The organism is Dactylosporangium sp. NPDC000244, from assembly GCF_040300725.1.
In the GTDB taxonomy this organism is placed as follows: Bacteria; Actinomycetota; Actinomycetes; order Mycobacteriales; family Micromonosporaceae; genus Dactylosporangium.
Genome location: NZ_JBEPEH010000005.1, coordinates 244,390 through 256,428, shown reverse-complemented (window position 1 = coordinate 256,428; position 12,039 = coordinate 244,390). Strand labels below are relative to the sequence as shown.

Below are 12,039 nucleotides of genomic sequence, written 5' to 3'. Positions count from 1 at the left end.
CGTTTTGTCAACCGTGTCGGGCACCGACGCCAGCCTCAGCGGGCGAGTCGACATCTACCTCGGTGGGTGAGTCGCAGGTCGTACGCTTCTGTGGTCCGCGGACCAGGACAACGACCAGCAGGACGGCCATGACGCCGACACCGACCCACATGCCCTGCCGCCAGCCGTCGACGAAGGACTCCTTTGCGACGCTCACCAGCGTCGCAGCCTGGGGGCCGGCCGTGTCGGCCACCGCGAGGGCGTTGGACACACCTTCGCGGGCGGTCTCCGCGGTGCCGGCAGGCATCCCTTCGAGGCGAGGGCCGATCGCCGTGCGGTACCCCGCCGACAGGACCGCGCCCAGCAGTGCCACGCCGAGCGCGGTGCCGAACTCGCGCGTGACGTCGTTGAGCGCGGACGCCACGCCCTGCTGCGAACGAGGCAGCGACGAGGTGATGGCCTCGGTGGACGGCGTCATCGCCAGGCCCATGCCCAGCCCCATCGCGACGATGCCCGGCAGCACCGACAGGTAGCCGCCCTCGACGGACACCAGACCGGCCATCAGCGCCAGCCCCACCGCGCCCAGCGCGATACCGAGCGCCATCGTCGCGCGAGCGCCGATGCCAGCGGCGATCTTGGGCGCGAGCCAGGAGGTGAGCATCATGAACATCGCCATCGGCAGGATCGCGACGGTGGCCAGCAACCCGGACCAGCCCAGCACCGCCTGAAGGTACGGATAGAGCACGACCGCAACACCGGCCTGCACCCCGAAGACCGCCAGCAACGTCACCGAGCCGCTGGCCAGCCCACGCTGCCGGAACGAGCGGACATCCAGCAGCGGGCCTTCCCGCCGCAACTGCCCGACCACGAACACCACGGCGCCGAGGACCCCGACGATCAGGCTCACCAGCGTGACCGGGGCGGTCCATCCCCGTTCGGGACCCTCGTGCAGCACGAGGATCAGCCCGACCACCGTGACGATGGACGTGAACGCACCAACAGTGTCGAAAGGGTGCGTGGACGTTTCCCGGGAGTCCGGGATCGACCGCACCGCCACCACGACCGCCGCGAGGACGAGGACCACCGGCAGGACGAACAACCACCGCCAGGTCGCGACATCGACCAGCAACGCCGACAGGAACATGCCGAGCAGCCCACCGGCACCGGCGACCCCGGTCCACACCCCGATAGCCTGCGAGCGAGCCTCCACCGGGAAACTCGACGTGATGACGGCCAGGGTCACCGGCATGATCATCGCCGCGCCGGCCCCGGCGAGCACCCGCGAGGCCAGCAGGATCTCCGACGACCCGGCCAAACCCCCGGCGGCACTGGCGATCCCGAAAATAACCAGACCGGCCAACAGCACCGGTTTGCGGCCCCATCGGTCGCCAACCGCACCTAGCGGCAGCAGCAGTGCGGCGAGGGCGATGGTATAGATGTTGATGACCCACAGCACGGTGCTCTGCGAGATGCCGAACTCGACGGCGATGTCCGGCTGAGCCACGTTCAGCCCCGACACCGAGGCGATGACCGCCATCAGTGCCAGGCACACGCCGAGCATGACCGCGCGTCGCCGCCGCGGATCGTCGATCGTGGCCGCACCGGCGCCGGCCGGCTGCGGCAAGGAGTTAATGCTCACGGTTGTCCTTCGAGTCGATGCGTAGGGTCGTGGCACAGGCGGGCGCCGGCCACGGCATGGAAGAGTTCAGCGGCGCGTGGCCCGCACCACGACGTCGTTCAGCACGACCTGCTGCCCGGCCGGGCCGGTCACGGCGCGAACCAGGTCGTCGGCCCTGTCGATCGTCCAGACACCGCTGTCCAGGCGTGCGGTGATATCCGCGGCGGTGACCGACGCCTCGGCCGGGGGCCGGTCACCGTGCCGCTGTCCCTCGTGGGTGTGCAGATGCCCCACAATCAGCAGAATCCCGCCCGGCGCCACCCACTGCGCCAGACGCTCGTAGAAGGCCAGTTGCGACGTGGCCGGGTGGGCATAGTGCGTGGCCACCAGGTCGAACAGGGTGTCCGGTTCCCACACGGTCAGATCGGCCTGGACCCAACGCACATCGGGTACGCCGTGCTCGGCCGCCCGGCCGGCGGCACGCTTCAGGGCCGTCGACGCGATGTCCACGGCAGTGACCTTCCAGCCCTCACCGGCGAGCCAGACCGCCTCGGCGCCCTCGCCGCACCCGGCGTCCAGGGCCGTCCCGGGTGTGAGGCCACTGGTCGCCTGGACCACGTACGGGTTGGGGCTGAGGCGGCCTCCCGGCTGCCGTTCACCCGCCCGGTCCCAGTGGTCTTGCCAGTACCGCTCGTCGAAGTCGTGTGTCATCGCCACTCTCCAGGGTGCGCACAGCATCGCCGCGCCCCCGGGCGTTTCCCCAGGTCGCGGGCCATACCGGAATAGTCGGCTGCACGGGCCGGGCCGGCAAGGAACGTTGCCAAATGGCAAAATGGGGGTATGGACGAGGACTTTGATCGCACTCTCGACGCTGTGGGGCCGCGGCTCAAACGCCTGCGCATGCGCACCGACATGACGCTGAGCGACCTGGCAGCACGGACCGGCATCTCCGTGAGCACGCTGTCACGGCTCGAGGCCGGCCTGCGTCGCCCCACGCTCGAACAACTGCTACCTCTCGCCCGAGCACACGGCGTCACCCTCGACGAACTCGTCGACGCCCCTCCCACCGGAGACCCACGCATCCACCTGCGCCCGGTCGCCTGCACAGACGGGTCGGTCATCATCCCGCTCACCCGTCGCCCCGGCGGCATTCAGGCATATAAATTCGTGCTTCCCGCCAGCAGCGACGACACCCCACCCCAGCTGCGGACCCACGAAGGCTACGACTGGGTCTACGTCCTCAACGGCACACTGCGCCTCGTCCTGGGCGAACACGACCTGCTTCTCAGCGCCGGCGAGGCGGCCGAGTTCGACACCCGCACACCGCACTGGTTCGGCGCCACCGAATCCGGCCCCCTCGAATTCCTCAGCCTCGTCGGCCGACAAGGCGAACGCGCACACGTCCGCGCCGCACCAAGAACAGACTCCCCCGAGTGAGAGTCGGACGATCTGACAGTCCTCAGCCGGAGCGCCTCTCCCCTCCCCCGCTTTTGGCCTGCGGGGTTCGACGGCGAGCGGCTGCGGATCGCTCCGCGAGCTGGAGCATGCAGGTTTTCCTGACATGGATGGCCATCACGAGACGCTCGTCGTCGGGCCGCGTCGAACCGGTCCCGAGTCGCGCTGAAGAGCTCACCGTAGGCATCCTGCGCGAGGGCGGAGGCCTGGCCGCTGAGGTCCTGCACGACCTCGGCATCAACGTGGCCGACCTCCGCCGCCGCCTGCTTGCCCGGGTGCCGCACGCCGCCTGAGGATTCGGCGCCGACGGCGAAGGGTCAGCGGATCTTCGGGCAGTACTTCTGCGCGGCCTCGACGGCCTTCTCCAGGCGGGTGACGGCGTCCCCGGAGGAGGGCTTGGTGTACCACATGTCGACCGCGTCCAGATACTGCTCCAGCGCCGCCCGCTGGCCGGCGTCCGGCGACTTCGCGACCTCCGCGCGGGCCGCCTTACTCAGCCTCGGGACCATCTCCTCGAGCTTCGCCTTCAGCTCGGCGGCCCTGGTTGTGTCGCCCTGGTTCGTGGCGGTGACGTACTGGCCCCACGTGCTCGTCAGGATCACCCGCTCGGGCGCGTAGACGTCGTCGATCGCCTGGCACACCGACTCGATGGTGACGCTGGTCGCGGTGCTCGCGGTGGGTGCGCTACTCGCAGTGCTCGCGGCGGGCGCCGCACTCGCGGTGCTGGCCGTGCTCGCGGCGGGCGCGGTGGCGCTGGGAGTGCCCTCGCAGCCGGCGGCGAGCGTCGCGGCGGCGGCCAGGGCGAGGGTCAGGGCGGTCAGTCTTCGGCGCGTGTGCAAGGCGGGCTCCCCGTGGTTGTGGATCTCGACAGGAGGAGGATGGCACACACGCGTCGATCGCGGTGCCCGACGGCTGTCTATGCCCGTTGGCAGGAGGAGCCGCTCGCCCGAGGAGCAGGTGCGCGAGGCTGGTTCGCGCGGGCGACGCTGCGCGCGTAAGCCCTGGATCGCCGGTGTAGAGCTGCTCGGCTGCAGTCTGCGGTCAGGGGATGATGATGTCGTCGCGTTGGGCTGCGACGGCGGCAGCGGAGTGGTGGAGGGCATCGCGTACGGCGGCGACGCCGGGGGCGTCGGTCGCGGTGGTGCGAGTGGCGGTGAAGATGGTGCGTTGCAGGCGTTCCTCGGTGATTGGGTGTGCGGTGATCTGCGGTAGTGCCGCGGTCAGGAGCGCGGGGAGCAGGGCGACGGCGCGGCCGGAGGCGACGAGCGCGCCGAGGACGAGTCCGTCGTCGCTGCGGTGGGTGATGCGGGGTTCGAACCCGGCGAGGCGGTTGCAGACGTTGCGTAGCACGGCGTCCAGGCCGGTGCCGTGGTGTCCGGTGGCCCAGGCCAGTTCTTCGTAGTCGGCTAGCGACCTGGAGGCTCGGGCGGCCGGTCGGGTGGCGAGCAGGACGTCTTCGCGCATGAGGTCGCGGCGGTCGAGGTCGCGCTGGCGGCCCACGGGAACGGGGTCGTATTCGATGCCGACGACGAGGTCGACGGTGCGGGCGCGAAGTTCGTCGAGAGCGGGGATGGTTTCCCGCTGATACACCTCGACCTGCAGGTCGGGGGCGGTGGTGGCGAGTCGCTCCAGGGTGGCGGGTAGCAGGGCTAGGGCCGGGGTCTGCACGATTGTCAGGCGTAGCCGGCCGGTCGGGGCGTCGGTGATGGTCGCGAGTTCGGCGCGGACGGCTTCGTCGGCGGCGAGAGCCTCGGCGGCGTGGTCGGCCAAGCGTCGGCCGGCCGGGGTCAGTTCGACGGTGCGCCCGACCCGGCGCAGCAGTTTGGCCCCGGCCTCGGTCTCGAGCTGGGCTAGCTGCACGGAGACGCTCGACGGGCTGAACGACAATGCGTCGGCGACGGCGGCGACGGTGCCCAGCCGGGCAAGAGCATCCAGGAGGCGTAGTCGTCGTAGCTCCATTGTTCTGATTTTGCCACGACTTCTGTTCAGAAACCGGAACTGGATCCGAACGATGCTGGCGGAGAAGCTGGTAGTCGTGGTTCTGATCTCTGTGTTTTTCGCCCCCGCCCTGATGGCCGCTGCCTCCCTGATCGAACGCCGCCTCGGTCCGTCCGCGGCTGGATGGGTCGGGGCCTTGCCGGTTGCCTTCGCGGTTGCCGTGATCGCTGTCGCGGTCGACTCGGGGCCGGCCACGGCCGCGGCGATGGCGCTCAGTGCCGGCGTGCACGTCCCGGCGCAGGTCATCTTTGGGGTGGTGTTCGCGCGCGTGCTCCACCGTCACGGTCTGCTCAGGGGCGCCGTCTTCGGCGCTCTGGCGTACCTCGTCGGAGCACTGCTGATCGAGCGGCTGCCGGCGGTGCTCGCCGTGAGCATCGCGGTCGTCGTGCTCTCGGTGGCCCCACGGGTCATGCCGTCCGTGCCGCTGCTTCCGGCGTCAGCGCGGCGCTGGCCCGTCACGGCATTGACCTGCGCGGGCGCGGCTGTCATCGTCGCCGCGGCGGTGGTGAGTAGCCGTCTGGCCGGTCCGGGCCTGACCGGAGCGGTCGCGGCGTTCCCGACGATGTGCACGATGCTGACCGTGGTAGCGGTGACCCGTGACGGCGCATCCGCGGGCGTGCACACTCTCGCCGGTCTGGTGCGCAGCCTGCCCTGCTACCTCGCCTTCTGCGTCACGGTCGCGCTCAGCGCCGCCGTCGCGGGCACCACGTGCGTCGGACTCGGCCTGCTGGCCTGCCTTGCGGCGGCCGCACTGACCTGGAAACGCGTGCCGGTCGCCCGGACCTCGGCGCTCGATACCGGCCAGGTCCTGGAGACGGCGGCCTGATCGCGTCCTGACGCCTGAAGGGTCGACGCCCGTCCCTCAAGATCATGTCGCTTTCTCGCGAGGATTGAATCGACGTGGGTCGTCGGGCCGCTATCCGGGCATCGATTTGGCGTATTCGTCGAGCAGCTGGGCGACGCGTGGGTGTTCGAGCATGGCGAGCAGTGCGTGTCCTTGCTGGGTGAGGGTCATCGGACGACGGGGCCGGCCGCGGGTGAGTAGAGGTTTGCCGATGGCGGTTTCGAGTTGCCCGATCTGAGTGGCCAGGGTTGATGGGTGGACGCTGATCGCTCGGGCGGCGAGGTTGAGGCTGCGATAGGCGATGACCTGTTGGAAGCGGCGTAGTCGCAGCTCGACCTGGACTGCCCAGGCCTCTCCAACAAGAGGCGCCATGAGTGCGGCGACCACGGCGTCCCAAGTGACCAGTCACCAGCCGACCATGCAGTCACAGCCGCAGGGCCGAATCGGGGAGTCTTCGCTGCTCAGGCGTGGCAACGCACCCGAGCCAGGATCGTGTCGGGGGCGACCGACTCGAGGTAGGAGTTCAGCGCCTGAGCGTGCTCGTCAGCGCCGCGGTCGCCGGTCGCCTCACTGAGCCAGTCGCCGGTCAGAGTGATGTAGACGTAGGTGGCCAGGGCCCGAACGGCGGCGCGGGCCAGGTAGGTGTCACGGTCGTCGGCGAGGGTGGTGACCGGGTCGGCGAGCAGGAACGAGAACGTGAAGTGGGGGTGGCGCTGGGTTGCCGCCGCGGTGGCGACCGCCTGGATCGCTGGCTGGGCCAGCCATTCGCCCTGGCCGTCGAACGCCGACCGGGGGCGGGTGCCGGGGTGAGCGGCGGTCAGCTTGGCCCACGCATCGAACTCGCCGGCCGCGTGCCGCACCGCGCGGTCCCGCATCGTCGCGAAGTCGATCGCAGCCTTGCGGGCCGCGAAGGCGGGCCGCCGGCCGGGCAGTAGCCGGTCGAGGCCGCGCGGCCGGAGCGGGAACGCGGCGGCGTCGCGGGCCGGCTCCCACCGGTCCCAGTCGGCCGAAGGGTCGTACGGGCCGCGGGTGTAGTCGTCGCGGTCGTACGGGGCGAGCGCCGCGGCGAGGGCGGCCGGGACGTCGGCCGGAGACGTCGGCGGCAGGAAGACGGTGGCGTAGAAGTGCACAGGGCGGCATCCTACGGTCCGGTTTCGGAAAGTCCGGTCTCCGGTTGTCGCCTGATCATGGTTCCGCGACGTGGATGACAACCTTGCCGCGCCTGTGCTCGGTCTGCAGCGCCTCGTAGGCGGCGCGCGTGTCGGGCAGCGCGACGACGCGGTCCACCACCGGGGCGAGCCGGCCCGTCTCGATGAGCTGCCCGACCTTCTTGAGCTGGTCGCCGTTCGGCTCGACGACGAAGAACGCCCCGCGGGCTCCGTGCGCGGCGCCCTGCCGGGCGTCCGGCGGGGTCGCGGCACTCACCAGCACACCGCCCGGCCGTAGGACGTTCCAGGAACGGGTCTGCGTCTCACCTCCCACCAGGTCGAGTACCACATCAACGCCGTTGACGCGGTCCTCGAAGCGCTCGTTGGCGTAGTCGACGACCTCATGAGCGCCCAGCTCGGTCACGAAGTCCCTGTCGCGTCCCCCGGCGGTCGCGGTAACCCGCGCGCCGAGGCCGGCGGCGATCTGCACGGCGAGCGAGCCGACACCCCCGGCCGCGCCGTGGATCAGAACGTGCTGCCCGTCCCGTAGGGAGGCGTGGTCCACCAGCGCCTGCCAGCCCGTCAGCGCGGCCATGGGCGCGGCCGCGGCCCCATCGTGGTCCACGGTGGCGGGCTTCGGGGCCAGGATGTCCACCGGTACCGTGGCGTACTCGGCGGCGGCTCCGTCGCGCAGGAACGGGATGAGCCCGTAGACCTCGTCGCCGACCTGGGTCTCGGTGACTGCGGGACCGAGCGCGGCGACCACGCCTGACATCTCATGCGAGGGGATGATCGGTGTCCGGTCGCGGCCCCCCGGTACGAAACTGTCGGTCCAGGTGGCGTCCCAGGTGAGCTCCCCGGCGGTGATCGAGGCGGCGCACACCGCCACGAGCACCTCACCCGCGGCCGGCACGGGACGCGGCGCCTGCTCGTACACCAGCCGTTCGGGCCCTCCGCGGTGGTGTGCTCGCACCGCGCTCATCGTGTACATCTGCGCTCCCCCGGTATCAGGGCCTTCGGCGCTGCCACAGTCACGCGCGGCATGCATCGGCACCAGGGCAAGCGGGTGACTGCGCCTTCCCGTAGCCGGCGAGCCGAGCTGTTCGTGCCAACCGTACCGTCGGTTCAGCGCTCACCGTGGATGAGGACTCGGGGGACCATTACCGAGCTGGTCTCGACACCCGCTGTACGTCGGAGTCGCGATCACCGAACCGATCCACCGACTGTTCCCGTTCCACCGGCCTATCGATGGCGTTGGTGGAACGATGGAAGGCGTGGGAATTGCGAAAACTGCCATGCCTGCTATCTCGCCGCTTGCTGGCGAGCCGATCGAACGTGCCGATGCGGAACAGCTCGCAGGAGTGCTGAAGGCAATCGCCGACCCGGGCCGGCTGCAACTGCTCAGTCTGATCCAGTCCGCTCCGGAGGGCGAGGCGTCGGTGACTGACCTCACCGCGCCACTTGGCCTCTCCCAGCCGACCGTCAGTCATCACCTTCGGATCCTTACCGAGGCCGGCCTGCTCGAGCGCGAGAAGCGCGGCGTCTGGGCGTACTACCGCCTGGTGCCGTCGGTGATCGCGGCGATAGCCGAGCTGTTGACGCCGCCTCGCAAGCGGGCGACGAAGAGGGCCCGCTGAGCCGGCCCGGCTCACAGCAACCGGATTCGCGTCGGAACACGAATCCGGACGTGGTACGCCGCAGCGCGTGCGGCCGACGGTGGGGTTCATCCGTCAGCGACATGCGCGGTCGGCGGTTGCCCGCTGCGGGTAGCGGCACACGATGCCGCTGATGTTCGGATGCGTGCCGGTCGTGGCGGCCGGCAACATGTCGGGCGCGCGGCCGCGTTCGACCCAGTCCACGAGCGCCGCGAGCGGGTCGATGGGCGCGGGTCCGGACCCGCCGGAGCAGTGCCCCACGCCCGGGGCGAGGAAGACGCGGTAGAACTGGTCGGTGGCCTCGGCGCCACCCATGGCGGATTCGACGCGGCGGCGGTAGCCGACCGTACCCTGCGGGAAGATCACCGGGTCGGCCAAGCCGTGCCAGGTGAGCATCTTGCCGCCGGCGGCGCGGAAGGCGGACAGGTCGGGATCGTCGGAGCCGATCACGGCGCCGTACCGGGCCCTGGACACGTCGAACAGGCGCTCGAACTCGGCGTAGCCGATGGTGGAGACGTCGCGGTGAGGTTGGCGTAGCAGAAAGTAGCGAATCCAGTCCGCGGCGACGGGGAACGGCGCGCCGTGCCGCGGGCCGAACAGCGGCTTGGCCGTGCCGGCGAGCCAGTTGAAGGACGCTCCGCGCGGCAGGCCGTACCATTGCCGTTCGCCGGCGCGGGTTGTCGGGCCGTCCCAGATTCTGCGGACGATGTCGGCGTCGGCCGAGGTTATCCGGATCGTCCGGCCGTGACAGCGCACGCTCGTGCCGACGAGTCGGCTGGGATCGAACCGGCAGGTGTCGGGCCGCCCGATGATCCCGTCGAGGCTTCCGTCGTCGCCGTCGCACGCGGCGATCGCGGCGCGGTTGAAGGCGGCGAACTCGCATGCGGTCGGGTGGACGCCGGCCTCGTTCATGACCACCTGCGGCCAGAACTGGGCCAGGGTGAGGCGGTTCCAGGCGATGGCGGGCGCGTCGGCGAGGATGCCGTCGAAGTCGCCGGGGTACCGCTGCGCCTCGATCAGGCCCTGCCGGCCGCCAGTGGAGCAGCCGGTGAAGTACGAGTAGGCAGCCGGCCGGCCGTAGAACCCGGCAATCACCTGCTTCGCGATCTGGCTCATGTCGTGCACTGAGCGGTAGGCGAAGTTGACCAGCAGCCCGTCGTTGATCGTCCCGTCATGCCGCAGTGCCCAGACGGGTGGGCGCTTCGGGGTGCCCGGCAATCCGGCGTCGGTGGACGCCGCTGCATAGCCCTGCCGGACCGCCGGGACGAGGGCGCGCTCGAACTCGCCCGCGGCAAGTGCTCCGCCACCGGTGGCCTGGAAGCGGCCGTTCCACGTCGATCGTGGCAGCCATAGCTCGATGCGGACCCGGTCGCGAAGCGGCGGGTGCGTCAAGACGATCGTGACGTCGCAAAACGCCGGGACCCCGCTGGCACCAAGCCGGTCGAGGCGGGAGGCCGCAGCGCCCATCCCGTCCGGGCGGCCGACCGCGGACATCGCGAGGATCCGCGCGCCGGGCAGGTACGGCCGCGGCGGGCGCGGGCAGCCGCCGGGGCCCGTGAGCAACACGGCCCCGACGGCAACGGACACCATCAGCACCACTGGCAGCAGGAGCGCGCCGAGGTGAAGCACAGGTCTTCGCATCGCAGCTTCCGCGGGGACGGCCGCGCCGGCGGATGTGCACCGAACGTCCCACAACTACCCGCTGCGGCCCGCGGCACACTCCGGCCGGGGCAACCGGGCGCCGGACCAAGCGTCCTGCGAACGCCGGGTGGCTCTCCCTGCCCGGCGGCGACATCGTCACCCTCGAAGCCCTCACCGTGACCCTCACCCGCATCGGATCGGCCACCGTGGAGCTCGGCGCAGCGCCGAGGGGCACCACCGACGTCATGCTGAAGCTGACCCGCCTCACCGCCGGCCCCACCGCCACCGGCACGCCAACCGGCGTCGTGACCATCCCTCGCTGGCGTCGGCCTGGTCGCCGCCCACCAAGTCTCAGTCCTTCGGGCTGCCCACCCGGCCGCCAGTCGAACGAGGGCAATGCGGACCGGAATATCAGCCGTTCGCGAGGCCCTTCACCGGCTCGTCGGAGTCGGTCACCGTTGCGGCCGGCGACCGGCCGGCGCGATCCCGGGGACGCCCCGGACAGCGACCGGCCGCGGGCGGATAGCGCAGCTGCCGCGCTCCGGTATCAGCTGCTGCTCTAGCGATCGATACAGAACTCGAACTGTGTCGGTCGCGCCTCACGCCGGAGTCTTGACCGGCCACGCCCGCATGGCGAGCTCCGCGATCGCCTCCAGCGTGGCACGGCTGGCCCCGTCGCGGGCCTGCTGCGCGATGCCCTGCATGGTGGCGAACACGTAGTGCGCCAGTTGACGAGGGTTGGTGTCATCGGGCAGCTCGCCGCCCGCGATCGCCATCCGGACGGCGCCCTCGAGCGCCTTGATGCCGTCGTTGCGCAGCTTGCGCAGGGCCTGCTCAACCTCCGGCGAGGTGGTGTTGGTCGCCGCACTCACGACGAGGCAGCCGCGGGGCAGGCCCGGCCGGGTCACGGCGACCGCGGATTCGCGCAGCAGCCGGCGCACCCCGCGGGTCAGCGTCGGCTCCCCGACGATCGCCTCCACCATGAAGGAGTTGTACCGCCGTACGTACTCGGCGACGACCTCGTCGAACAGCTTGCGCTTGCTGCCGAACGCCGCATACAGGCTCGGCGCGCCGATGCCCATCGCCGTGGACAGATCGTTGATCGACGTCGCCTCGTAACCCTGCCGCCAGAACAGCATCATGGCGGCACGCAGGGCGACGTCCCGGTCGAACTGCCGGGGCCGTCCTCGAGCTGTCACGGAGAAATCGTATCTCATTCCTTAGCGACCACTACACAATCGGACAGTCACACGCCACCGACGGCCCGCAGCTCGAACGGCACGCCGGTACTGCGTTCGCGTCTGAGCTGCGACGTCACACGGCGTTCCCAGAACGTCTACTGGACAAATCCCGCCGCGGACTGTTTGTCTAGCTATCACTACAGAAATGAGGTGCGGTATACCTGCGCCGACGGACGGCTGGATGCTCGCGCTCGTCGCCGCGGCGGTCGCGGCCGTCCTCGCGGTCCGTGCCCGGCAGACCGGTTGGGCAGCGGCTACGGGTGGTGGCCTGGTTGCGACTCTGGCGACCGCAGCCATGGTGAGCGCGTTCTCCTATCATGGCGACACCGAACGGGCCGTGCTGACGCTGCTCTTGCTCGCGCTGAGCCTGCCCGCCATCGTCCCGGCGATGTTGTACGCATCTGTCGTTCCTCGACCCGCCGGAGCCTTGGCTGCCGACGGCGTCGAGGTCCCCCACGAC

13 protein-coding genes are annotated in these 12,039 nt (G+C 70.5%); 4 read left to right on the top strand and 9 right to left on the bottom strand.

The window, feature by feature from the left end:
• Positions 1 to 7: 7 nt before the first annotated feature.
• A complete protein-coding gene (locus ABT369_RS09505) occupies positions 8 to 1,603 on the bottom strand; it encodes an MFS transporter (RefSeq protein ID WP_350611263.1) in 1,596 nt (531 codons plus the stop codon).
• An 81-nt stretch (positions 1,604 to 1,684) separates the two neighbouring features.
• Positions 1,685 to 2,308: a class I SAM-dependent methyltransferase gene (locus ABT369_RS09500; protein WP_350611262.1), complete on the bottom strand. Its 624-nt coding sequence runs from the start codon at positions 2,306 to 2,308 to the stop codon at positions 1,685 to 1,687.
• Between the two features lie 129 nt (positions 2,309 to 2,437).
• Between ABT369_RS09500 and ABT369_RS09495 the strand changes: the two genes are divergently transcribed.
• Together ABT369_RS09495 and ABT369_RS09490 are read left to right on the top strand one after the other, a co-directional pair.
• Positions 2,438 to 3,034 carry a helix-turn-helix domain-containing protein gene (locus ABT369_RS09495; RefSeq protein ID WP_350611261.1) on the top strand — a complete coding sequence of 199 codons (597 nt, stop codon included), beginning with the start codon at positions 2,438 to 2,440 and terminating at the stop codon, positions 3,032 to 3,034.
• Between the two features lie 128 nt (positions 3,035 to 3,162).
• Entirely contained in the window at positions 3,163 to 3,345 is a 183-nt protein-coding gene (locus tag ABT369_RS09490) for a Clp protease N-terminal domain-containing protein (protein WP_350611260.1), read from the top strand.
• A gap of 24 nt (positions 3,346 to 3,369) precedes the next feature.
• Here ABT369_RS09490 and ABT369_RS09485 read toward each other — a convergent pair whose 3' ends face one another.
• Together ABT369_RS09485 and ABT369_RS09480 are read right to left on the bottom strand one after the other, a co-directional pair.
• Positions 3,370 to 3,891 carry a hypothetical protein gene (locus ABT369_RS09485; RefSeq protein ID WP_350611259.1) on the bottom strand — a complete coding sequence of 174 codons (522 nt, stop codon included), beginning with the start codon at positions 3,889 to 3,891 and terminating at the stop codon, positions 3,370 to 3,372.
• Between the two features lie 202 nt (positions 3,892 to 4,093).
• Positions 4,094 to 5,011, bottom strand: a complete 918-nt coding sequence (locus tag ABT369_RS09480; protein ID WP_350611258.1) for a LysR family transcriptional regulator — start codon at positions 5,009 to 5,011, stop codon at positions 4,094 to 4,096.
• Between the two features lie 52 nt (positions 5,012 to 5,063).
• On the opposite strand from ABT369_RS09480, the gene ABT369_RS09475 reads away from it, so the two are divergent.
• On the top strand, positions 5,064 to 5,876 hold the full coding sequence (locus ABT369_RS09475) for a hypothetical protein (RefSeq protein ID WP_350611257.1): 813 nt from the start codon (positions 5,064 to 5,066) through the stop codon (positions 5,874 to 5,876).
• Positions 5,877 to 5,966: 90 nt separating this feature from the next.
• Here the strand turns inward: ABT369_RS09475 and ABT369_RS09470 are convergent, their stop codons facing one another.
• From ABT369_RS09470 to ABT369_RS09460, 3 genes are all read right to left on the bottom strand, one after another.
• On the bottom strand, positions 5,967 to 6,281 hold the full coding sequence (locus ABT369_RS09470) for a LysR family transcriptional regulator (RefSeq protein ID WP_350611256.1): 315 nt from the start codon (positions 6,279 to 6,281) through the stop codon (positions 5,967 to 5,969).
• Between the two features lie 74 nt (positions 6,282 to 6,355).
• Positions 6,356 to 7,024, bottom strand: coding sequence for a hypothetical protein (locus ABT369_RS09465; protein WP_350611255.1), 669 nt, complete (start codon positions 7,022 to 7,024; stop codon positions 6,356 to 6,358).
• A 55-nt stretch (positions 7,025 to 7,079) separates the two neighbouring features.
• On the bottom strand, positions 7,080 to 8,015 hold the full coding sequence (locus ABT369_RS09460; RefSeq protein WP_350611254.1) for an NADP-dependent oxidoreductase: 936 nt from the start codon (positions 8,013 to 8,015) through the stop codon (positions 7,080 to 7,082).
• Between the two features lie 322 nt (positions 8,016 to 8,337).
• Between ABT369_RS09460 and ABT369_RS09455 the strand changes: the two genes are divergently transcribed.
• Positions 8,338 to 8,679, top strand: coding sequence for an ArsR/SmtB family transcription factor (locus ABT369_RS09455; RefSeq protein ID WP_502891720.1), 342 nt, complete (start codon positions 8,338 to 8,340; stop codon positions 8,677 to 8,679).
• Positions 8,680 to 8,772: 93 nt separating this feature from the next.
• On the opposite strand, the gene ABT369_RS09450 is transcribed toward ABT369_RS09455, so the two are convergent.
• Both ABT369_RS09450 and ABT369_RS09445 read right to left on the bottom strand, forming a co-directional pair.
• Positions 8,773 to 10,338 carry a tannase/feruloyl esterase family alpha/beta hydrolase gene (locus tag ABT369_RS09450; RefSeq protein WP_350611252.1) on the bottom strand — a complete coding sequence of 522 codons (1,566 nt, stop codon included), beginning with the start codon at positions 10,336 to 10,338 and terminating at the stop codon, positions 8,773 to 8,775.
• A gap of 599 nt (positions 10,339 to 10,937) precedes the next feature.
• Complete coding sequence (locus ABT369_RS09445) at positions 10,938 to 11,537, bottom strand: TetR/AcrR family transcriptional regulator (RefSeq protein WP_350611251.1); 600 nt, start codon at positions 11,535 to 11,537, stop codon at positions 10,938 to 10,940.
• Positions 11,538 to 12,039: the final 502 nt, after the last annotated feature.

Bases quoted from the DNA above. Each gene is read 5' to 3' on its own strand.
- ABT369_RS09500 (WP_350611262.1), bottom strand. From the start codon at position 2,308: ATGACACACGACTTCGACGAGCGGTACTGGCAAGACCACTGGGACCGG.
- ABT369_RS09495 (WP_350611261.1), top strand. From the start codon at position 2,438: ATGGACGAGGACTTTGATCGCACTCTCGACGCTGTGGGGCCGCGGCTC.
- ABT369_RS09490 (WP_350611260.1), top strand. From the start codon at position 3,163: ATGGCCATCACGAGACGCTCGTCGTCGGGCCGCGTCGAACCGGTCCCG.
- ABT369_RS09480 (WP_350611258.1), bottom strand. From the start codon at position 5,011: ATGGAGCTACGACGACTACGCCTCCTGGATGCTCTTGCCCGGCTGGGC.
- ABT369_RS09475 (WP_350611257.1), top strand. From the start codon at position 5,064: ATGCTGGCGGAGAAGCTGGTAGTCGTGGTTCTGATCTCTGTGTTTTTC.
- ABT369_RS09455 (WP_502891720.1), top strand. From the start codon at position 8,338: ATGCCTGCTATCTCGCCGCTTGCTGGCGAGCCGATCGAACGTGCCGAT.
- ABT369_RS09450 (WP_350611252.1), bottom strand. From the start codon at position 10,338: ATGCGAAGACCTGTGCTTCACCTCGGCGCGCTCCTGCTGCCAGTGGTG.